Genomic DNA, 19,917 nt, shown 5'->3' with positions numbered 1-19,917 from the left:
TAGGAGCCGGCTTGCCGGCGATGATCGTCAACGTTAATGCACGAGGAGGTTCGCAGTCGCATGGTCAGATTCCACATAGCGTGCGCAGCAACTCGGTATCCAGATGGTTTTCCACCAGGTCCGCCAGGCGATCGATATCACGTTCGCGCAGCGCGTGGTAATCCACCTCCTGCACATCCACCAGCCCGGCCCAGCGCAGCAAGGCGCTGCACGCCGCCGGGGTTTCAAACAGCCCGTGCAGGTAGGTGCCGAGGATTTGCCCGTCCGCGCTCCTGGCGCCGTCGCTGCGGCCATCGTCCAGTCGCACGGCGGCGTGCAACAGGGCATCGCCCGTCGTAACGCCGGCGTGAATCTCATAGCCGCTGACCTCGGCGTCTTCAAGCAGCAAACGGCCACGAACGTTGCGCAGCTGTTTTTCTTCTTCGAGGGTCGTACTGAACGCCAACAGACCCAGCCCTTCGCTGGAACCGGCAGGCCCTTCCAGGCCCAGCGGGTCATGCACCTGCTCACCGAGCATCTGCAAGCCGCCGCAGATGCCGAGCACCTTGCCGCCGTAACGCAGATGCCGCGCCAGGGCGCTGTCCCAGCCATTGGCACGCAGGTACGCCAAGTCGGCGCGCACGCTTTTGGAGCCCGGCAAAATAATCAGGTCGGCAGCGGGAATAGGCTGGCCCGGGCCGACGAACTGCAAGTCCACTTGGGGATGCAGGCGCAGCGGGTCGAAATCCGTGTGGTTGCTGATACGCGGCAGCACCGGCACCACTACCTTGAGCACCTGCGCAGCCTTGTCGATCTGGCGCCGGTCGATACCGTCCTCGGCTTCCAGGTGCAAATCCATCACATAGGGCAAAACGCCCACCACCGGTTTGCCGGTGCGCGCCTCCAGCCAATCCAGGCCCGGCTGCAACAAGGCAATATCGCCACGAAAACGGTTGATGATGAAGCCCTTTACCCGCGCTTGCTCGGTGGGCGACAGCAACTCCAGCGTGCCGACCAAGTGGGCAAACACGCCGCCGCGATTGATGTCGGCGATGAGCAGCACCGGGCAGTCCACGGCTTCGGCGAAGCCCATGTTGGCGATGTCATTGGCGCGCAGGTTGATCTCTGCCGGGGAGCCGGCGCCTTCCACCATCACCACCGGGTAGGCTTGGCTCAACCGCGCGTGCGAGGCCAGCACCGCCTGCATCGCGATGGCTTTGTAGTCGTGATAGGCGACGGCGTTCATGCTGGTGACCGCGCGGCCATGGATGATCACCTGGGAGCCGGTGTCGCTGTTGGGCTTGAGCAACACCGGGTTCATGTCGGTGTGGGGTGGCAGGTTGGCGGCCTGAGCCTGCACGGCCTGGGCGCGACCGATCTCGCCGCCCTCGGCGGTCACGGCGCTGTTGAGCGCCATGTTCTGCGGTTTGAACGGTGCGACCGCCACCCCTTGGCGGACCAACCAGCGGCACAAGGCGGTCACCAGGGTGCTTTTACCGGCATCGGACGTGGTGCCCTGCACCATCAATGTACTCATGAAGCTTCCTTGTAGGCGGCCAGGGCCTCATCGAGGCGCAACCAGTCGGCCTCGGTGTCGGGCAAGCCGAAGCGCAGGCTGCTGTCATGGACAAACAGCCGCAGCAGAATGCCGCGCTGGGCCATGAATTCGTGCATGCGTTCAGCGTGGGGCGTGATCAACCATTGAAACAACGCGCAGCCGCCCTGGGGCTGAAAGCCGTGGCGCTCGAGCAAGGCAAACAGACGTCGGCCCGCCTCGATGCAACGCGTGCGTTGCCGGGCCTGGCCGGCAGTGTCGCGCAGGCACACCTGACCCAACACGCGCGTTGGCCCGCTGACTGCCCAGGGGCCGACCTGTTCGGCCAGCAACTTGAGCAGCTTGCGCTCGGCCAGCACAAAGCCCAGCCGCACTCCGGCCAGGCCGAAGAATTTGCCAAACGAGCGCAACACGATCAGGCCAACCTGGTGGGCCTGGCCCGCCAGGCTCAATTGAGGGGTGACGTCCATGAAGGCTTCATCCACCACTAGCCAACCGCCGCGCTGGGCCAATCGCGAATGCCAGTCCAGCAGGCGTTGCGGCGACAGGCTCAGGCCGGTGGGGTTGTTGGGGTTGACCACCACCAGCACGTCGAGGCCGTCGAGGAAGAAGTCGACTTCCTGCTCCTGCACCTCGCGCACCACATAGCCGGCGCGACGCCAGGCTTCGGCGTGTTCGGCATAGCACGGCGACAACACGCCGACTTTGCCGGCACGGCGCAGGCGTGGCAGCAACTGGATGGCCGCCTGGGAACCGGGCACCGGCAACAGGTGCGCAGCGCCGTAGTATTCGCTGGCGGCTTGCTCCAGGCCGTCATCGGTTTCGGGCAAGCGTGCCCAGGCGCGCAACGGGATCTCCGGGATCGGCCACGGCCAGGGCGCGAGGCCGCTGGACAGGTCGAGCCAGTCGGCTTCGGCAATCCCGTACTGAATCGCTGCCTTGCGCAGCCGGCCACCGTGTTCAAGCATAGAATTGCGCCCCCGCGCACAGGATCAGCAGCCACAACCATACGCCGCGCTGCACCAGTTGCCAGCCCCGGTCGATGGAATCGGCACCCGCCGCCGGGCCTTCGCCCAATTGCGGGCGATGGTGCACTTCGCCGTGATAGATCGCAGCGCCGCCCAACTCCACACCCAGGGCGCCAGCACCCGCCGCCATCACCGGGCCGGCGTTGGGGCTGTCCCAGGTCGGGCCCTGGGTGCGCCAGCATTTGAGGGCCAGGCGGGTCTTGCCGAGCACGGCGTAGGTCAACGCCACCAGGCGTGCGGGAATGTAGTTGAGCACGTCGTCGATCTTGGCCGCTGCCCAACCGAAACGTTCGAAGCGTTCGTTGCGATAACCCCACATGGCATCGAGGGTGTTGCTCAAGCGGTAGAGCACCACGCCCGGCACACCGGCCACCACAAACCAGAACAGCGCGGCAAACACCGCGTCGCTGCCGTTCTCCAGCACCGATTCGGTAGCGGCGCGGGCGACTTCGGTGCTGTCCAATTCACTGGTCTGGCGGCTCACCAGGTAGCTGACGCGTTTGCGCGCTTCGTCCAGGTCATCGCTGCGCAGGGCCTGCGCCACCGGAATCACATGCTCACCGAGGCTGCGCATGCCGAGGGCGCAGTACAGCGCGAGGATTTCCAGTACCCAACCGATATACGGCGCCCACGACAGCGCCGTGGCCAGCAGGGTCAACGGCACTACTGCGATAAACCACGCAGTCACGCCATGGCTGCGCCAACCGCGCCCACCGGTGTTGAAACGCTGCTCGATGCGCCCGGCAAAATTGCCGAACGCCACCAGTGGATGCCGGCGCCTGGGCTCGCCCAGCAGCGCATCCAGCGCCACCGCAGCGACACACAGCAAGGCCACACTCATTGACTCACTCCCCACGCATTCTCATACAACATGTCACTCAGCGGCCGAGGCTCGGTCCAGCCTTCGAGCTGCAACATCGGTGCCGGATAGAACTCGGCCACCGGCCCCAGGCACAGCACCGCCAAAGGTTTTGCGCCAGGCGGCAAGCCCAGCAGATCGGCCAGGGCCTGGGGTTCAAACAGCGAGACCCAGCCCATGCCCAAGCCTTCGGCGCGGGCGGCGAGCCACAGGTTCTGGATGGCACAGGACAGCGAGGCCATGTCCATTTCCGGCAAAGTGCGACGGCCGAAGATGTGGCGCTCGCGGTCATCCATCAACGCCGCGACCAGCACTTCGGCGCAGTCGTGAATGCCTTCGACCTTGAGTTTCATGAACTCATCAGAGCGTTCGCCCAACGCCTCGGCGGTGCGTACGCGCTCTTCTTCCACCAGTTGTTGAATCTGCCCACGCAGTTGGCGGTCGCTGATACGGATAAAGCGCCAGGGTTGCATCAGGCCGACGCTGGGGGCCTGATGGGCAGCCTGGAGCAAACGGTGCAGCAATTCAGGGGCGACGGTGCCACCGCTGAAATGGCGCATGTCGCGGCGTTCGGCGATGGCGCGGTAGATGGCATCGCGGTCGGCTTCGGGGAAGGCGTTGTCAGTCATGGCCTCTTCGCGGGCAAGCCCGCTCCCACATTGGATGGGGTTTCAACTCGGTACATTGTGGGAGCTGGCTTGCCTGCGATGGCGGCTTCCTGGTCTGGCGCAAACAAGGCGGCCACTGCCACGGGATTGGATGGAAAATAGAAATGTACGTAGGACGCGGTCATACGCCCCTGTCTGAAAACCGCCTCGGCACCACGCCCACCATTGGGGCTCAGGCCACGGGCAATCGGCTGCCACTCGGTGGTCGTGAGGGAGTGGTGATAGGTATGGCCGCGCAGCGTGCCTTCGGGCAGCTCGACATTCTGCAGGGCCAGGGCCGCGAGTTTCTTTTGCATCACGGCGTCGCCTTGCAGCAGGCCCACCAGTTCGGCGCGGGTACCCTCGACATCGGTCAGCGAGTCGAGCAGGTACAGCATGCCGCCGCACTCGGCGAGCAAGGGTTTGCCGGCAGCATGATGAGCGCGGATGGCGTCGAGCATCGGGGTGTTTTGCGACAGCGCCTGGTGGTGCAATTCCGGATAGCCACCCGGCAGGTAGAGACTGTCGGCGTCTGGCAATTGGTGGTCATGGATCGGCGAGAAGAAGTGCAACTCGGCCCCCATCGCGCGTAGCAGATCGAGGCTGGCGCCGTAGGTAAAGGCGAAGGCTTCGTCGCGGGCCACGGCAATACGCACGCCTTCCAACAGCGGCTCGGCCACGATCACTTCGGGCGCGGCAAAGGTTACCGGAGGCGGTAAGGCCACTTCGCAACTGCTGCCCAATGCTTGAGCGGCGGCGTCCAGGCGTACATCGAGGTCATTCAATTCGCTGGCTTGCACCAGCCCCAGGTGTCGGCTGGGCAGTTCGATGCCAGTTTCACGGGACAATGCGCCATACCAGCGCAGGCCTTCAGTCAGGCTGCCTTCCAGCAGTTGCGCGTGGCGCAAGGTGCCGACGCGGTTGGCCAGCACGCCGGCAAACGGCAGGTCCGGCTGATAACGCGCCAGGCCCAGGGCCAGGGCGCCGAAGGTCTGGGCCATGGCGGTGCCGTCGATCACGCCCAGTACCGGCACGCCGAAGTGCCGCGCCAGGTCGGCGCTGGAGGGGGTGCCGTCGAAAAGGCCCATCACGCCTTCGATGAGGATCAGGTCGGCTTCACCGGCCGCTTCCCACAACAGGCGGCGACTTTCCTGCTCGCCCACCATCCACATGTCCAGCTGATAAACCGGCGCACCACTGGCGCGCTCATGGACCATCGGGTCGAGGAAGTCCGGACCGCATTTGAACACACGCACCTTGCGCCCCAGGTTGCGGTGCAACCGGGCCAGCGCAGCGGTGACGGTGGTTTTGCCCTGGCCGGACGCCGGTGCGGCGATCAAGACGGCCGGGCAATGACGGGGCTGATTCAAAGTTCGACGCCCTTCTGTGCCTTGATACCGGCCTGGAACGCGTGCTTGAGCATGCCCATTTCGGTGACGGTGTCGCCCATTTCGATCAATTCGGGTTTGGCGCCACGACCGGTGACGACCACGTGTTGCATCGGCGGGCGGGCTTGCAGGTCGCTGAGCACCTGGTCCAGGTCGAGGTAGCCGTGCTTGAGGGCGATATTCAGCTCATCCAGCACCACCAGGCCGATGGCCGGGTCTTGCAGCAGTTCGCGGGACACCGCCCAAGCGGCTTCGGCGGCGGCGATGTCGCGCTGGCGGTCCTGGGTTTCCCAGGTGAAGCCTTCGCCCATGACGTGGAAACGCACTTGCTCGGGGAAGCGGCGGAAGAACAACTCTTCACCGGTGCTGTTACGCCCTTTGATGAACTGCACCACGCCGCACTGCATGCCGTGGCCCATGGCCCGGGCCAGCATGCCGAATGCGGAACTGCTCTTGCCTTTGCCGTTGCCGGTCAATACCAGCAGCAAACCACATTCATTGGGGGAGTTGGCGATGCGCTCGTCGATCACGGCTTTTTTGCGCAGCATGCGCGCCAGGTGGCGTTCGTCGCGGTCGGGGGAATCGGTCATGGCAGCTCTCCGTTGGGGCTGGACAAAAACGGCGGGCAGGAAAAAGACAATACAGACAGCCAAGCATCGCCCACCGTGATGCTGTTGGATGCTCCGGGCCGGTCTCCGGGCTCATGAGTGGCGCCCTGCGCTTATGAAAAGAGCGAGCAGGCCGACGTTGCGCCTTCCCATATCGCGCGCGATACAGTGGCAAAAGGCAGCGTCTTGACTCATTTACCGTTGCGGGGGCAGCGCCGGAATCGCGGCAGCACTGTGTACAAGTGTGCTCACTCACCGGCTTCCCTGTTTCACCCTGTCGACGCATGCGCCACAGAGCACCTGGAACAAGCCGCGAAGGTTAGTGGGTTGGGGGTGGAGCGTCAATTAAAGCTGGCCTCGCACTTGAACCATCGGACCGCCGCACTCCTCTACCCTTACAGGTATCAAGGAGAAAACCATGCATAAAACCAGACTCGCCTTGCTGATCATGCTCGCAGGCACCCTCGCCGCCTGCGGTGAAAGCTCAACGTTGCAGGTGTCCGATGGCACCGGCCCTTCGCCCAAGTTGCCCGAACCGAACAAGACACTGATCCCGACCGTCAACATCGCCCCGGCGATCGGCTGGCCTGAGGGCGCAAAACCCACGGCGGCCGCTGGCACCCAAGTGGCCGCGTTCGCCGAAGGGCTGGACCACCCGCGCTGGCTGTATGTGCTGCCCAACGGCGATGTGCTGGTGGCCGAAACCAATGCGCCGCCCAAACCGGATGACGCCAAGGGGATTCGCGGCTGGGTGATGGAGAAGGTCATGGGCCGCGCCGGCGCCGGTGTGCCGAGCCCGAACCGCATCACATTGCTGCGCGATGCCGACCACGACGGCGTTGCCGAGACGCGCACAGTGTTCCTGGAGAACCTGAACTCACCGTTCGGCATGACCCTGGTCGGCAACGATTTGTACGTGGCGGACTCGGACAAACTGCTGCGTTTCCCCTACCAGCCGGGCGAAACCGCGATCAAGGCAGCCGGTACCAAGGTGGTCGACCTGCCAGGTGGCAGCATCAACCACCACTGGACCAAGAACGTGGTGGCGAGCAAGGACGGCAGCAAGCTGTATGTGAGCGTTGGCTCCAATAGCAACGTTGGCGAAAACGGCCTGGAAGCGGAAGAAGGTCGGGCGGCGATCTGGGAAGTGGATCGCGCCTCGGGTCAGCACCGCATCTTCGCCTCCGGCCTGCGCAACCCGAATGGCATGGCGTGGGAGCCGCAGACGGGCAAGCTGTGGACGGCGGTGAATGAGCGCGACGAAATCGGCAGTGATCTGGTGCCGGACTACATCACGTCGGTCAAGGAGGGTGGTTTCTACGGCTGGCCTTTCAGTTATTACGGCCAGCACGTGGATGTTCGCGTTTCGCCGCAGAACCTGGACCTGGTGGCCAAGGCCATTGCGCCGGACTATGCCGTGGGCCCACATACGGCGTCATTGGGGCTGACGTTTGCCGAGGGTAATAAACTACCGGCGCAGTTCAGCAACGGGGCGTTCATCGGCCAGCATGGGTCGTGGAACCGCAAGCCGCACAGTGGCTACAAGGTGATCTTTGTGCCGTTCGAGGGTGGCCAGCCCAAAGGGCAACCGGTGGACGTGCTGACTGGGTTTCTCGACAACGACGAGAAGGCCATGGGTCGGCCGGTGGGTGTGGTGATTGATCAGCAGGGGGACTTGCTGGTGGCCGATGATGTGGGGAACAAGGTGTGGCGGGTGTCGGCCGCAAAATGAACTGTAGGAGCCGGCTTGCCGGCGATGGCGTCCTCAAGGGCCTCATCGCCGGCAAGCCGGCTCCTACAGTTTTTTGTCAGGGGTTGCGAGCCAGGTTTGCTGGCAACACGCGCTTGGCGCTCAGGTAGGCATTCTGCCAATACGCCTTGGACAAGGTATCCAGCTTGACCGTACCGCCGGTTTGCGGCGCGTGCACAAAACGCCCTTCCCCCACGTAGATCCCGGCATGGCTGACCTGTGAACCGCCACCGGTGGCGAAGAACAGCAAGTCGCCGGTCTGCAGGTTTTCTTCGCTGACGTCCTGGGCACGCATCACGATCAACTCACGGGTGGTGCGCGGCAACGAGATGCCCGCCGCATCGCGGTAGACAAAGCCGATCAGGCCACTGCAATCGAAACCGGAGTCCGGTGTGTTGCCGCCCCAGCGGTAAGGCGTGCCCACCAGACCCAGCGCACGGAAGAGCACGTCTTCGGCAGCAGGCGAGAAGCTCTGGCTGGAATAGTTGAACACTGGCTTGGGCTTGGCCGCCACGAACGCAGGGGGCGGTGGGCGGCTTGCGCAGGCGCTGAGGAGCGCGGCGCAAACGAGAAGAATGAGGCGGGCTGAGGTCGACATGGGCAGAACAATCCTGGTCTGGATGCGGCTTTTCGCTGCCGAACGCTGAAAACCAGAACGCGCAAGCAAAGCTCGCGCGAACGGATTCCAACAATATCCAAGGATTCTAGCGCTTACACGTCAAACTTCAAGTATCACTTTAAGTTTACTTGCTAGCGGTAACCGTCGTCGGGGCCATGGCGAGTGCGCGCTTGGCTTCGATGAAGGTTCTGCTCCAGTAGCTGTCACCCAGGTTGTCGACTCGAACACCGCCACTGCGACGGCTGCTGGAGTGGATAAACTGGTTGTCGCCCAGGTAGATACCGGCATGGCTTACGCGACCACGACCCGCCGTACTGAAGAAAAGCAGATCACCCGGCTTGAGGTTGTTGCGCGCGACCAACGGTGCATCCACGTTGATCATTTCGCGGGTGGAGCGTGGCAAGTTCATGCCCGCCTCTTCGCGAAACAGGTAGCCGATGAAGCCGCTGCAGTCGAAACCGGCTTCAGAGGTACCGCCGAAACGGTAACGGGTACCGATCAGGGACATGCCGCGTTCAAGAATGCTGTCGGCCAGAACTGGAAGCTGATAAGGCTTGTTGCCGGCGAAGTCGGCCAGTTCCTTCTCGGTTGCAACTTCTTCCTCATAAACAGTGGAAGACTGCGATGCAACGAATTTTGCCTGGGACTGCTGTTGGGTTTTCTGCTGCTCTGCCACTTGTTGAGGGTGGGAGGCGCAACCAAACAACAGGGTAACGAGTGCGAGGGGCACGAGGGGTGCGAAGCGATTTAGCATGGGCACGACCGTGGCTGATATGTAAAGAAGTCGAGACTATGCCCGCTATCAGATCGATTTGCAAATTCAATCGTGATCTATGTGACTTCTTGTTTGGACTATGACATCTAAGCCCTTAACACCCTATACGTGCCTTTTGCGTGGCCAAACCGGCCCAAACGCAGGTTTTCTGGCGCCTGGAATTTGCCAGGAGCCGCGAAACACAAGGGTTGGCTACCAGCCGAGGGTTTCCTTAAGGAAGGGAATGGTGAGCTTGCGCTGGGCCTGCAAAGAGGCCTGGTCGAGTTGCTCGAGCAAGTCGAACAACGCACTCATGCTTCGGGTGCCACGCGTGAGGATAAAGTGCCCCACTTCGTCAGTGAGGTGCAGGCCGCGACGGGAAGCGCGTAATTGCAAGGCACGCAATTTGTCCTCGTCGGACAACGGGCGCATCTGGAAGATCAGCGCCAGGGTCATGCGCGACTTGAGGTCAGCCAGCTTGATCGGCAACTCGCGTGGCGAGGTGGATGCCGCGATCAACAGGCGCCGGCCGCTGTCACGCAGGCGGTTGAACAGGTGAAACAACGCCTCTTCCCACTCGGCCTTGCCGGCGATCGCTTGCAGATCGTCCAGGCACACCAGCTCGTATTGTTCCAGATGGTCGAAGATACCGATCCCACGATCCATCAACTCCGCCAGGGGCAGGTATACCGCCGGCTCGCCCATCTGCTCGAAGCGCAGGCACGCGGCCTGCAACAGGTGGGTACGCCCCACGCCGTGCTTGCCCCACAGGTAGATCAGGCTTTCAGTCCACCCGGCGTCGGCTTCGCAAAGCCGCTCGACATAGCCGAGTGCAGCGGCATTGGCGCCTGGGTAGTAGTTGATAAAGGTGGCGTCGTCACGCAGACGCACACCCAAGGGCAGCTGAATCGGTTTCATGCTGACTGAACGGCTCCAAACGAACCGTTAGTGGCCTCTGTGTAAAGTTTGCAAAGTTTATACCCGTGACGCCGGGCGCACAATGCAGCAGACCACAAGCAAAATCAAAGGTTTGCGTTAACTTGGGCGATTTGCGCAAATTGTTTGACGCAGTTCCCCCATAAACAACAAACCCGGCCTGGGCCGGGTTTGTGACGAAGGGGTTACAGGTCGGGGTCTTCCACCCCCGTGTATACATCCGAATCCTTGTACAGATCATGCACATGGCGCACCAGCACCATGATCACCGCCGCCACCGGTAGCGCCAGCAGGATGCCGGTAAAGCCGAACAGCTCACCACCCGCCAGGATCGCGAAGATCACGGCCACCGGATGCAGACCGATCCGGTCGCCCACCAGCAACGGCGTCAGCACCATGCCCTCCAACGCCTGCCCCACCATGAACACCGCAACGATGCCCAGCATCGGATACAGGTCGCCACCAAACTGGAACAACCCCGCCACCAGCGCCGCGCCGATACCGATCACAAAGCCCATGTACGGCACGATAGCGGCCAGGCCGGCGATCAGACCGATCAACAGGCCCAGCTCCAGGCCGATCGCCATCAGGCCCGCTGCGTAGATAATCCCCAGCGCCAGCATCACCAGTAACTGGCCACGTACAAACGCCCCCAGCACTTCATGACACTCCTCGGCGAGAGAGACGATGCGCTCCTCACGATTACGCGGCAGCAGGCTGCGGATCTTGGCCATCATGATGTCCCAGTCGCGCAGCAGGTAGAACGCCACCACCGGGATCAGCACCAGGTTGGTCAGCCAGCCGATCAACGCCAGGCTGGACGCCGTGGCCTGGCTGAGCACCACACCCACGATATCGGTGGTCTGCCCCATGTGTTCGCTGATGGCCGCCTTGACCTTGTCGAACTTCCAGAACCCATCCGACAGCCCCAGCTTGGCCTGGGCCCACGGCATGGCCGTGTGCTGCAGCCAGTCGAGCATCTGCGGCGCCAGTTCATAGAGGCGAAACAGCTGCTTGGCCAGCATCGGCACCAGGACCAGCACCAATGCCGTGATGATCAAGGTGAACAAGGCGAACACCGCCACCACGCCCCAGGTGCGCGACAGGCCGACTTTCTCCAGGCGATCCACCACCGGATCGAACAGATAAGCCAGCAGCAACGCAACCAGGAACGGCGTCAGGATCGAATGCAGCAAAAACACAAAACCGCACAGCAGGACAATCCCGCCAAGCCACACCCAACGACGCGTATCCGCCATAAACCACTCCATCTCTAGCTGCTTCTATATAAGGAAGAACATTTACCAACGAAAACGCAGTTGCGCCTGAGGCTCGGGAGCAGGGGCCGGTTGAGTGCCCTCCACTGCCGGCTGCTGTGCAGGTGCCTCACCCGCAGGCACTTCCTGCAACTTGGCCAGGCTCAACTGGGTACGCAACTGATCGGCACTGCCATTGACGCGGTACACGATGCGATTGCCATCGACCAATTGGGGCTGCCCACCAAACGGCTCAAGCAGATGGCCCAGTGCGGCATAACGCTCAAGGGTCATGCCCTGCACTTCCAGCAGTTGTTCAGTACTCACGCCCGGCTTGACCGCGAAGCGTGGCGCGAGCTTCTGACTGACCGCCAGCATCACCGCGTCGGCGACGGCGCCGGTATCAGCGCCTTGGGCGGTGCCCTGCTCGCTCTTGTCACCCAGCCACAAGCGCCACTTGGCTTGCCATTGGCTGCCTTCCTGGCGCGCATGCACCGCCAGCAACGCATCGGCGCCGTAACGCTCGGACGCGGCGCGCAAGGGTGTGGCGTCAGCGTTTTCCAGGTTCGGCCCAGTGGCGACCACTTGCTCGTCCAGGTCACCCAACGGCAGGCGCAGCGGCAAGCCACGATGTTGTGCGGCTCGGCGCAATGCCTGGGCGACCGCCTGGCCGTCACCGACCAGGCTGCTGCCTTCGGTGGAGTCGTTCAGCCACCAACCGAGGATCGACGGCCGATTGCTGCCCCAGATCGACAAACCCGCCTCACGCAAGGCGCGGTCGGTGCTCACCGGATCGAAATCCACTTGCAGGCTTTCGGGAGGGCCGGCGTCGTAGCCGTACTGGCTGATGATTTGTTGCGGATCTTTACGGACGGCCGCCAGGCCCGGGCCATCGGCAGCCTTGGCGTCGCCGGTCAGGCGGATCACCAGGGTCTGCACGGCGCGCTGGGTGGCCTGGTCACGCTCTTGGGGCGACTGACTGCTGACCGGTTCAAGTACTTGGTAAAGACCATTGAGGGTTTCGGCATGACTCGCCAGGCTGACCAACGACAAGCAGCCTACAAAGAAGAATTTGCACAGACGCATGAAAGATTCCCGAACGACAAAATTAGCGGCTGGAACAGACCGTGTGAACTCGGTTTGCCAAGGCTGTGACCACAGCGACTGGTAAAACATTCACAGGGTCTTGGTAAGTTTTCGCAACGTCATAACGATAGCGGGTTCAAGGCTATACCTTAATACGCGCCTTGGCAGACCCGGTCAGCATTTTTAACCAGCTTTTTTCACGGATATGGCCCTGCCCGTCGGCCCGAGGATGGCCGCTGCCCCTCAAGCCTGATAAAATCGCGCGCCTTCGCAGACCGTCAACGGCTGGGCCTTTTACAAAAAGCGCCTGCCCGCTCGGTCGTTACCCAGAAATCCCCCCTAAAGGCCTGGATCATGAGCAAGCAACCCTCCCTGAGCTACAAGGACGCCGGTGTAGACATCGACGCCGGTGAAGCATTGGTCGAACGCATCAAGAGCGTCGCCAAGCGCACTGCGCGCCCCGAAGTCATGGGCGGCCTGGGCGGTTTTGGCGCCCTCTGCGAAATCCCGGCCGGCTACAAGCAGCCTGTACTGGTCTCCGGCACCGACGGCGTGGGCACCAAGCTGCGCCTGGCACTGAACCTGAACAAACACGACAGCATCGGCATCGACCTGGTTGCCATGTGCGTCAACGACCTGGTGGTATGCGGCGCCGAGCCGCTGTTCTTCCTCGACTACTACGCCACCGGCAAGCTGAACGTGGACACCGCGGCACAAGTGGTCACCGGTATCGGCGCTGGCTGCGAACTGTCGGGTTGCTCCCTGGTAGGCGGCGAAACCGCTGAAATGCCGGGCATGTACGAAGGCGAAGACTACGACCTGGCCGGCTTCTGCGTTGGCGTTGTAGAAAAAGCCGAAATCATCGACGGTTCCAAAGTCGCCGCGGGCGACGCCCTGCTGGCCCTGCCGTCCTCCGGCCCGCACTCCAACGGTTACTCGCTGATCCGCAAGATCATCGAAGTGTCCGGCGCCGACATCGAGAACACCCAGCTCGACGGCAAGCCGCTGACCGACCTGCTGATGGCCCCGACGCGCATCTACGTCAAGCCACTGCTCAAGCTGATCAAGGACACCGGTGCTGTCAAAGCCATGGCCCACATCACCGGTGGCGGCCTGCTGGACAACATCCCGCGCGTCCTGCCAAAAGGCGCCCAGGCCATCGTCGACGTGGCCAGCTGGCAGCGTCCTGCAGTCTTCGACTGGCTGCAAGAGAAAGGCAACGTCAACGAAACCGAGATGCACCGCGTGCTGAACTGCGGCGTGGGCATGGTGATCTGCGTGGCACAAGAACACGTTGAAACCGCGCTGAACGTGCTGCGTGAAGCGGGCGAGCAGCCTTGGGTCATCGGTCAGATCGCCACTGCCCCGGAAGGCGCAGCCCAGGTTGAACTGAAGAACCTCAAGGCTCATTAATGTCTCAGACCTGTGATGTCGTGGTGCTGCTTTCCGGCACCGGCAGTAACTTGCAGGCCCTGATCGACAGCACGCGCACCGGCGACAGCCCGGTGCGCATTGCTGCGGTGATCTCCAACCGCAGCGACGCCTACGGCCTGCAACGCGCCAGGGACGCGGGTATCGAAACCCGTTCGCTGGATCACAAGGCTTTCGAGGGCCGCGAGGCCTTCGACAGCGCCTTGGTCGAACTGATCGACGCCTTCAACCCAAAACTCGTGGTACTCGCCGGTTTCATGCGCATCCTCAGCGCTGACTTCGTGCGCCACTATGAAGGGCGCCTGCTCAACATCCACCCTTCCCTGCTCCCCAAGTACAAAGGCATGCACACGCACCAGCGCGCGCTTGATGCTGGCGACAGCGAGCATGGCTGCAGCGTGCACTTTGTCACCGAGGAACTCGATGGCGGGCCTCTGGTCGTACAGGCAGTGGTTCCGGTAGAGTCTGCAGACTCGGCGCAGACGCTTGCGCAACGGGTTCACACCCAGGAACACAGGATTTACCCGCTGGCTGTTCGCTGGTTTGCCGAGGGGCGGTTGATTCTTGGTGAACAGGGTGCATTATTGGACGGTCAGTTACTCGCGGCCAGCGGCCACTTGATTCGAACCTAGGAGATTTTATGCGTCGCGCCTTGCTCTTCGCTTTTGCGCTGTTCGCCTTGCCTGCCGTGCAAGCAGCAGACCTTCACCCTTTCTCCGCCAGCTACACCGCCGACTGGAAACAGTTGCCCATGAGTGGTTCGGCCGAACGCAGCCTGACCAAGAATGACAATGGCTCCTGGACCTTGAACTTCAAGGCTTCCATGATGATTGCCAGCCTCACCGAAACCAGCGTGATCCAATTCGACAAGGACGCCTTGCAACCGAAGAGCTACACCTTCGAACGCGGCGGCCTGGGCAAGGCGAAGAAGATCAACCTGGACTTCGACCACTCGACCAACAAGGTCACCGGTTTCGAAAACAAGGACCCGGTCAACGTCACCCTCGAAAGTGGCATGCTCGACAAGTCGACTTACCAGCTGGCGCTGCAACGTGACGTGGCTGCCGGCAAGAAGAGCATGAGCTACCGCGTGGTCGAAGGCACTGATGTCGACACCTACGACTTCCGCGTGATCGGCCCGGAAAAGGTCCAGACCAAGGCCGGCTCCATCGATGCGATCAAGGTCGAGCGTGTACGCGACCCGTCGCAGAGCAAGCGCATCACCCAGATGTGGTTTGCCAAGGACTGGGGCGGCATCCTGGTTGCCCTGCGCCAGGTTGAAACCGACGGCAAGGAATACAACATCATGCTGCTCGACGGCACCGTTGACGGCAAGGCTGTCAAAGGCAGCTGATGGGCGGGTGAGTTAGAGAAGAGGCCTCGCGGAATGCGGGGCTTTTTTTTGCCTGTCGGTTTTGCGTTGAAGCTTCTACCGCTATCGCCGGCAAGCCGGCTCCTACAGGAGGAATGCGTTCAAACTGTAGGAGCCGGCTTGCCGGCGATGGCGTCAGCATGGCCAATACAGCCCCATAAGCCTGACCCGAACATGAAACTTCTGTCATAAAACTCAATGACCTGCGACGCAATGTCACGGTTTACGTGGCCTGCAGGATAGTTGCGTTTTATGCAAAGAATTGTTGCGCGGAAAATCGGTTTACTTAGCAAGCTAACAAAACATATAAAAGAGGCCTGCGACGACTTGCCGCAGATCAACCAGAGATTGGAGCAAGCAGATGACTGTAAAAGTAACTGAACGCGACGACGAACATATGTCCCACGAAGCAGTAGCCCACGGGATTCATATCTGGGATGTACATCAGCAAGATCAGCTGGTCGGCATGTTTCACAACGAGAACGAAGCCCACAATTATAAAAACGAGCTCGAAAGTCTCGAACTGAAACGCCAGGCGCAAAGCTCCTGAGTATTCGTATGGTTCGGGTCCCTGGCCCACGCAGCCTTGATACCTGAAAACACAAAACCCGCCTTTTGAGCGGGTTTTGTATTGAAGGGGCCGCTACGTAGCCCGGCGCGGGGCAAGCCCGCTCACTACAAACAAAAACCCCGCCATTGGCGGGGTTTGTTGTTTTTACCGGCTTACCACATCAGATCGTCCGGGATCTGGTAGGCGGCGTATGGATCATCCTCATCCGGCACCTGGCTTTCGGTGAGGACATTGAGCTGCACGATACGCTCCGGTGCACGCTCCTGGATCTTCAGCGCCGCTTCACGCGGGATCACTTCATAGCCGCCACCGTGATGCACGATCGCCAGGGAGCCGTTGCTCAGCTTGTTGCGCATCAAGGTGTTGACCGACAGGCGCTTGACCTTCTTGTCGTCCACGAAGTTGTAGTAGTCCTCGGTGGTCAACTTGGGCAGGCGCGAGGTTTCAATCAGTTGCTTGACCTGTGCCGTGCGGGCCTTGGCCTCGGCTTTTTCCTGCTGCTGGCGGTTCAGCTCCTGGTCGCGCTTGACCTTCTCGGCCTGCGCTTCCTGGGCCAGGCGCGCCTGGGTGTCATCGGCTTCGATCTGGCCTTTGTGGACCAGACGTTGCTGCTTCTGTTTCTCTTTGCCGACCTGCTTGGCCTGCTTTTGGTTGACCAGACCTGCTTTGAGCAACTGGTCGCGAAGGGAAAGGCTCATGGTGCTTACTCACTTAGGCAACTGCTCAACCGCAGCTGGACACATTCTTTTCCTGACGTTTGGCTTCACCCCACAGGGCGTCCAACTCTTCGAGGGTGCAATCTTCTATGGGTTTGTGCGTATCGCGCAATGCCTGTTCGATAAATCGGAAACGTCGTTCGAACTTGGCATTGGCGCCACGCAGTGCGGCTTCCGGGTCGACCTTGAGGTGACGGGCCAGGTTGACGGCGGCAAACAGCAGGTCGCCGACCTCATCAGCGATGGCCGCAGAATCGTTATCAGCCATGGCTTCGAGCACTTCATCCAGCTCTTCGCGCACGTTGTCCACCACCGGCAGCGCGGATGGCCAGTCGAAACCGACCTGGCTGGCGCGCTTCTGCAATTTGGCGGCACGGGATAAAGACGGCAAGGCGGTGGGCACATCATCAAGCAGGGACAATTGCTCCGGCGCGTCGGATTTTTCCGCACGCTCCTCGGCCTTGATCTGCTCCCAGCGCTCCTTGACCTTTTCCTCGCTCAGTTTCGGGATGTCCAATGGCGCATACAAGTCGCCCGTAGGGAACACGTGAGGATGGCGGCGAATGAGCTTGCGGGTAATGCTGTCGATCACCCCGGCGAACTCAAAACGCCCCTCTTCCCGCGCCAGCTGGCTGTAATACACCACCTGGAACAACAGGTCGCCCAACTCACCTTGCAGGTGATCGAAATCACCGCGCTCAATGGCATCGGCAACCTCGTAGGCTTCTTCCAGGGTATGGGGCACGATGGTGGCGTAGGTTTGCTTGATGTCCCACGGGCACCCGTATTGCGGGTCGCGCAGGCGGTTCATCAGATGTAGCAGGTCTTCAAGCGAATACATCATTCAATCTCTGCGCATATTTCCAGAACACTGAAAATCAACTGTGGGAGCTGGCTTGCCTGCGATGCTGACAACTCGGTCCATCAAGCAGACCGAGGCGATGCTATCGCAGGCAAGCCAGCTCCCACACAAGCCCGGTTCCCACGGGTTGTACCGCATCAAGGGGTGCGGTTACGCCGCGTCTCGATGATGTTCGGCAACTGGGAAATGCGCCCCAGCAACCGCCCCAATGCGTCCAGCCCCGGAATCTCGATGGTCAGGGACATCAACGCGGTGTTGTCCTCTTTGTTCGAGCGGGTGTTGACCGCCAGCACGTTGATCCGCTCATTGAGCAGCACTTGCGAGACGTCACGCAGCAAACCGGAACGGTCGTAGGCGCGAATGACGATATCCACCGGGTAGGTGAGCACCGGCACCGGCCCCCAACTGACCTGGATGATCCGCTCCGGCTCACGCCCGCCCAGCTGCAGCACCGAGGCGCAGTCCTGGCGGTGAATGCTCACGCCCCGGCCCTGGGTGATGTAGCCGACGATGGCGTCGCCCGGCAACGGCTGGCAGCAACCGGCCATTTGCGTCATCAGGTTGCCCACGCCCTGGATCTGGATGTCGCCGCGCTTGCCCGGCTTGTAGCCCGTGGCCTTGCGTGGGATCAGTTCCAACTGTTCGCTGCCGCGCTCCGGCTCGACCAGTTGCTGGGCCAGGTTGACCAGTTGCGCCAGGCGCAGGTCGCCGGCACCCAGCGCCGCGAACATGTCTTCGGCGATCTTCATGTTGGCCTTTTCGGCCAGCTTGTCGAAGTCCACCTGCGGCAGGCCCAGGCGCGCCAATTCGCGCTCGAGCAAGGTTTTGCCGGCTGCGACGTTCTGGTCGCGGGCCTGCAACTTGAACCAGTGGACGATCTTCGCCCGTGCCCGCGACGTGGTGATGTAGCCCAGGTTCGGGTTCAGCCAGTCGCGGCTCGGCGTGCCGTGCTTGCTGGTGATGATCTCGACCTGTTCACCGGTTTGCAGGCTGTAGTTGAGCGGCACGATGCGCCCGTTGATCTTGGCGCCCCGGCAGTTGTGGCCGATCTCGGTGTGCACGCGGTAGGCAAAGTCCAGCGGCGTGGCGCCCTTCGGCAAATCGATGGCATGGCCGTCAGGGGTGAAGATGTAGACCCGGTCCGGCTCGATATCCACCCGCAACTGTTCGGCCAGGCCGCCGATGTCGCCCAGCTCTTCGTGCCATTCCAGCACTTGGCGCAGCCAGGAGATTTTCTCTTCGTACTGGTTGGACCCGGCCTTGACGTCGGTGCCCTTGTAGCGCCAATGCGCGCACACACCCAGCTCCGCCTCTTCGTGCATGGCGTGGGTGCGGATCTGCACTTCCAGTACCTTGCCTTCGGGGCCGATCACGGCGGTATGCAACGAGCGGTAGCCGTTCTCCTTGGGGTTGGCGATGTAGTCGTCAAACTCCTTGGGAATGTGCCGCCACAGGGTGTGGACGATGCCCAGCGCGGTGTAGCAGTCGCGCATTTCCGGCACCAGCACGCGCACTGCACGCACGTCGTAGATCTGGCTGAAGGCCAGGCCCTTGCGCTGCATTTTGCGCCAGATGGAATAGATGTGTTTGGCACGGCCGCTGATGTCGGCTTCAACACCGGTAGCCTGCAATTCGGAGCGCAGCTGGTTCATCACATCGGTGATAAAGCGCTCACGGTCCAGGCGCCGTTCGTGCAGCAGCGTAGCGATCTGTTTGTATTGGTCGGGCTCAAGGTAGCGGAAGGAGAGGTCCTCCAGCTCCCACTTGATGTGGCCGATACCCAGGCGGTGCGCCAGCGGCGCGTAGATATCGAAGACTTCACGGGCAACGCGATTGCGTTTTTCGTCGTCGGCGGTCTTCACCGCGCGGATCGCGCAGGTGCGCTCGGCCAGCTTGATCAGTGCAACGCGCACGTCATCGACCATGGCCACGAGCATCTTGCGCAGGTTCTCGACCTGGCCCTGGGTGCCCAGCACCATGGATTGGCGCGGGCTGAGGCTGGCGCTGATGGCGGCCATGCGCAGCACGCCGTCGATCAGCTTGGCCACCACGGCGCCGAAACGCTGGCTGACCAGCGGCAACGCGATATGCCCTTCACGCACGCCGCGATAGAGCACGGCGGCGATCAGTGAATCCTGGTCCAACTTGAGATCGGCGAGGATCTCGGCGATTTCCAACCCGGTGCGAAAGCTTGAAGTGCCTTCGGCCCACAGGTTCTTGGCCGCATTGTTTTGCTGCTCCGACTCACGAGCGAACTCGCAAGCGGCCTTCAAGGCTTCACGGTCCAGTGCCGGGTCGACACTGACGGCATGATCCAGCCATGCCTCGAGATTGATACTGCCGTCGGTGTTGATCGGCTGGTGTGCTCTCACCTGTACCATCTTGCTTACCTTCCCTACGACGCACCTTCGATGCGCCAAAAATCATCGCTGACCTGCTTTAACTGTTAAAGCTTACACACGCTCCCTGGCAGGTCACGGCCCTGGAGAATGCAGGCCAG

Annotated in this window: 19 protein-coding genes and 1 riboswitch; of the genes, 5 read left to right on the top strand and 14 right to left on the bottom strand. The window is 61.8% G+C overall.

Annotation, left to right across the window (positions count from 1 at the left end; translation table 11 throughout):
- Positions 1 to 64 precede the first annotated feature (64 nt).
- The 6 genes from AC07OV_RS15855 to cobO are packed head-to-tail and all read right to left on the bottom strand — an operon-like array spanning position 65 to position 6,046.
- The gene (locus AC07OV_RS15855; protein ID WP_495092540.1) at positions 65 to 1,516 is read right to left on the bottom strand and encodes a cobyric acid synthase; all 1,452 of its coding nucleotides are present in this window, start codon (positions 1,514 to 1,516) and stop codon (positions 65 to 67) included.
- Positions 1,513 to 2,502, bottom strand: a complete 990-nt coding sequence (gene cobD, locus AC07OV_RS15850) for a threonine-phosphate decarboxylase CobD (protein WP_494997559.1) — start codon at positions 2,500 to 2,502, stop codon at positions 1,513 to 1,515. The genes AC07OV_RS15855 and cobD overlap by 4 nt, the downstream gene beginning before the upstream one ends.
- Positions 2,495 to 3,403: an adenosylcobinamide-phosphate synthase CbiB gene (gene cbiB, locus AC07OV_RS15845; protein ID WP_495092539.1), complete on the bottom strand. Its 909-nt coding sequence runs from the start codon at positions 3,401 to 3,403 to the stop codon at positions 2,495 to 2,497. The genes cobD and cbiB overlap by 8 nt, the downstream gene beginning before the upstream one ends.
- On the bottom strand, positions 3,400 to 4,050 hold the full coding sequence (gene bluB, locus AC07OV_RS15840; protein WP_176996232.1) for a 5,6-dimethylbenzimidazole synthase: 651 nt from the start codon (positions 4,048 to 4,050) through the stop codon (positions 3,400 to 3,402). The genes cbiB and bluB overlap by 4 nt, the downstream gene beginning before the upstream one ends.
- A complete protein-coding gene (locus tag AC07OV_RS15835) occupies positions 4,047 to 5,438 on the bottom strand; it encodes a cobyrinic acid a,c-diamide synthase CobB (protein ID WP_495092538.1) in 1,392 nt (463 codons plus the stop codon). The genes bluB and AC07OV_RS15835 overlap by 4 nt, the downstream gene beginning before the upstream one ends.
- On the bottom strand, positions 5,435 to 6,046 hold the full coding sequence (gene cobO / locus AC07OV_RS15830; RefSeq protein ID WP_025855821.1) for a cob(I)yrinic acid a,c-diamide adenosyltransferase: 612 nt from the start codon (positions 6,044 to 6,046) through the stop codon (positions 5,435 to 5,437). Before cobO ends, AC07OV_RS15835 begins: the two co-directional genes overlap by 4 nt.
- A 79-nt stretch (positions 6,047 to 6,125) precedes the next feature.
- Positions 6,126 to 6,383: riboswitch (cobalamin riboswitch) on the bottom strand.
- Between the two features lie 99 nt (positions 6,384 to 6,482).
- On the opposite strand from cobO, the gene AC07OV_RS15825 reads away from it, so the two are divergent.
- Positions 6,483 to 7,796 (top strand): PQQ-dependent sugar dehydrogenase, encoded by a 1,314-nt coding sequence (locus tag AC07OV_RS15825; RefSeq protein WP_495092537.1) that lies wholly within the window; start codon positions 6,483 to 6,485, stop codon positions 7,794 to 7,796.
- Between the two features lie 76 nt (positions 7,797 to 7,872).
- Here the strand turns inward: AC07OV_RS15825 and AC07OV_RS15820 are convergent, their stop codons facing one another.
- The 5 genes from AC07OV_RS15820 to AC07OV_RS15800 form a co-directional block, all read right to left on the bottom strand.
- Entirely contained in the window at positions 7,873 to 8,412 is a 540-nt protein-coding gene (locus AC07OV_RS15820) for a C40 family peptidase (protein WP_176996236.1), read from the bottom strand.
- 145 nt (positions 8,413 to 8,557) lie between these two features.
- Complete coding sequence (locus tag AC07OV_RS15815) at positions 8,558 to 9,187, bottom strand: C40 family peptidase (protein WP_176996237.1); 630 nt, start codon at positions 9,185 to 9,187, stop codon at positions 8,558 to 8,560.
- Positions 9,188 to 9,400: 213 nt separating this feature from the next.
- Positions 9,401 to 10,105 (bottom strand): DnaA regulatory inactivator Hda, encoded by a 705-nt coding sequence (hda, locus tag AC07OV_RS15810; protein WP_010208669.1) that lies wholly within the window; start codon positions 10,103 to 10,105, stop codon positions 9,401 to 9,403.
- A 203-nt stretch (positions 10,106 to 10,308) separates the two neighbouring features.
- Positions 10,309 to 11,382 carry an AI-2E family transporter gene (locus AC07OV_RS15805; protein ID WP_176996238.1) on the bottom strand — a complete coding sequence of 358 codons (1,074 nt, stop codon included), beginning with the start codon at positions 11,380 to 11,382 and terminating at the stop codon, positions 10,309 to 10,311.
- 42 nt (positions 11,383 to 11,424) lie between these two features.
- Positions 11,425 to 12,465, bottom strand: a complete 1,041-nt coding sequence (locus tag AC07OV_RS15800) for a DUF2066 domain-containing protein (protein WP_495092536.1) — start codon at positions 12,463 to 12,465, stop codon at positions 11,425 to 11,427.
- Between the two features lie 354 nt (positions 12,466 to 12,819).
- On the opposite strand from AC07OV_RS15800, the gene purM reads away from it, so the two are divergent.
- The 4 genes from purM (at position 12,820) to AC07OV_RS15780 (ending at position 15,818) form a co-directional block, all read left to right on the top strand.
- Positions 12,820 to 13,878 (top strand): phosphoribosylformylglycinamidine cyclo-ligase, encoded by a 1,059-nt coding sequence (gene purM, locus AC07OV_RS15795; RefSeq protein WP_034099596.1) that lies wholly within the window; start codon positions 12,820 to 12,822, stop codon positions 13,876 to 13,878.
- Positions 13,878 to 14,528: a phosphoribosylglycinamide formyltransferase gene (gene purN / locus AC07OV_RS15790; protein ID WP_071482945.1), complete on the top strand. Its 651-nt coding sequence runs from the start codon at positions 13,878 to 13,880 to the stop codon at positions 14,526 to 14,528. The genes purM and purN overlap by 1 nt, the downstream gene beginning before the upstream one ends.
- Before the next feature lie 8 nt (positions 14,529 to 14,536).
- Positions 14,537 to 15,250: a DUF3108 domain-containing protein gene (locus AC07OV_RS15785; protein WP_176996241.1), complete on the top strand. Its 714-nt coding sequence runs from the start codon at positions 14,537 to 14,539 to the stop codon at positions 15,248 to 15,250.
- A gap of 379 nt (positions 15,251 to 15,629) precedes the next feature.
- Positions 15,630 to 15,818 (top strand): hypothetical protein, encoded by a 189-nt coding sequence (locus tag AC07OV_RS15780; protein WP_178919837.1) that lies wholly within the window; start codon positions 15,630 to 15,632, stop codon positions 15,816 to 15,818.
- Positions 15,819 to 15,991: 173 nt separating this feature from the next.
- Here the strand turns inward: AC07OV_RS15780 and AC07OV_RS15775 are convergent, their stop codons facing one another.
- From AC07OV_RS15775 to relA, 3 genes are all read right to left on the bottom strand, one after another.
- Positions 15,992 to 16,537 (bottom strand): DUF2058 domain-containing protein, encoded by a 546-nt coding sequence (locus AC07OV_RS15775; RefSeq protein WP_176996243.1) that lies wholly within the window; start codon positions 16,535 to 16,537, stop codon positions 15,992 to 15,994.
- Positions 16,538 to 16,562: 25 nt separating this feature from the next.
- Positions 16,563 to 17,396, bottom strand: coding sequence for a nucleoside triphosphate pyrophosphohydrolase (gene mazG / locus AC07OV_RS15770; protein WP_495092546.1), 834 nt, complete (start codon positions 17,394 to 17,396; stop codon positions 16,563 to 16,565).
- Between the two features lie 158 nt (positions 17,397 to 17,554).
- Complete coding sequence (gene relA / locus AC07OV_RS15765; protein ID WP_176996244.1) at positions 17,555 to 19,798, bottom strand: GTP diphosphokinase; 2,244 nt, start codon at positions 19,796 to 19,798, stop codon at positions 17,555 to 17,557.
- Between the last annotated feature and the right edge of the window lie 119 nt (positions 19,799 to 19,917).

The organism is Pseudomonas sp. GW821-FHT09A09, from assembly GCF_059418405.1.
The sequence above is the reverse complement of the archived record's forward strand: the minus strand, read 5'-3'. Positions and strand labels throughout refer to the sequence as shown.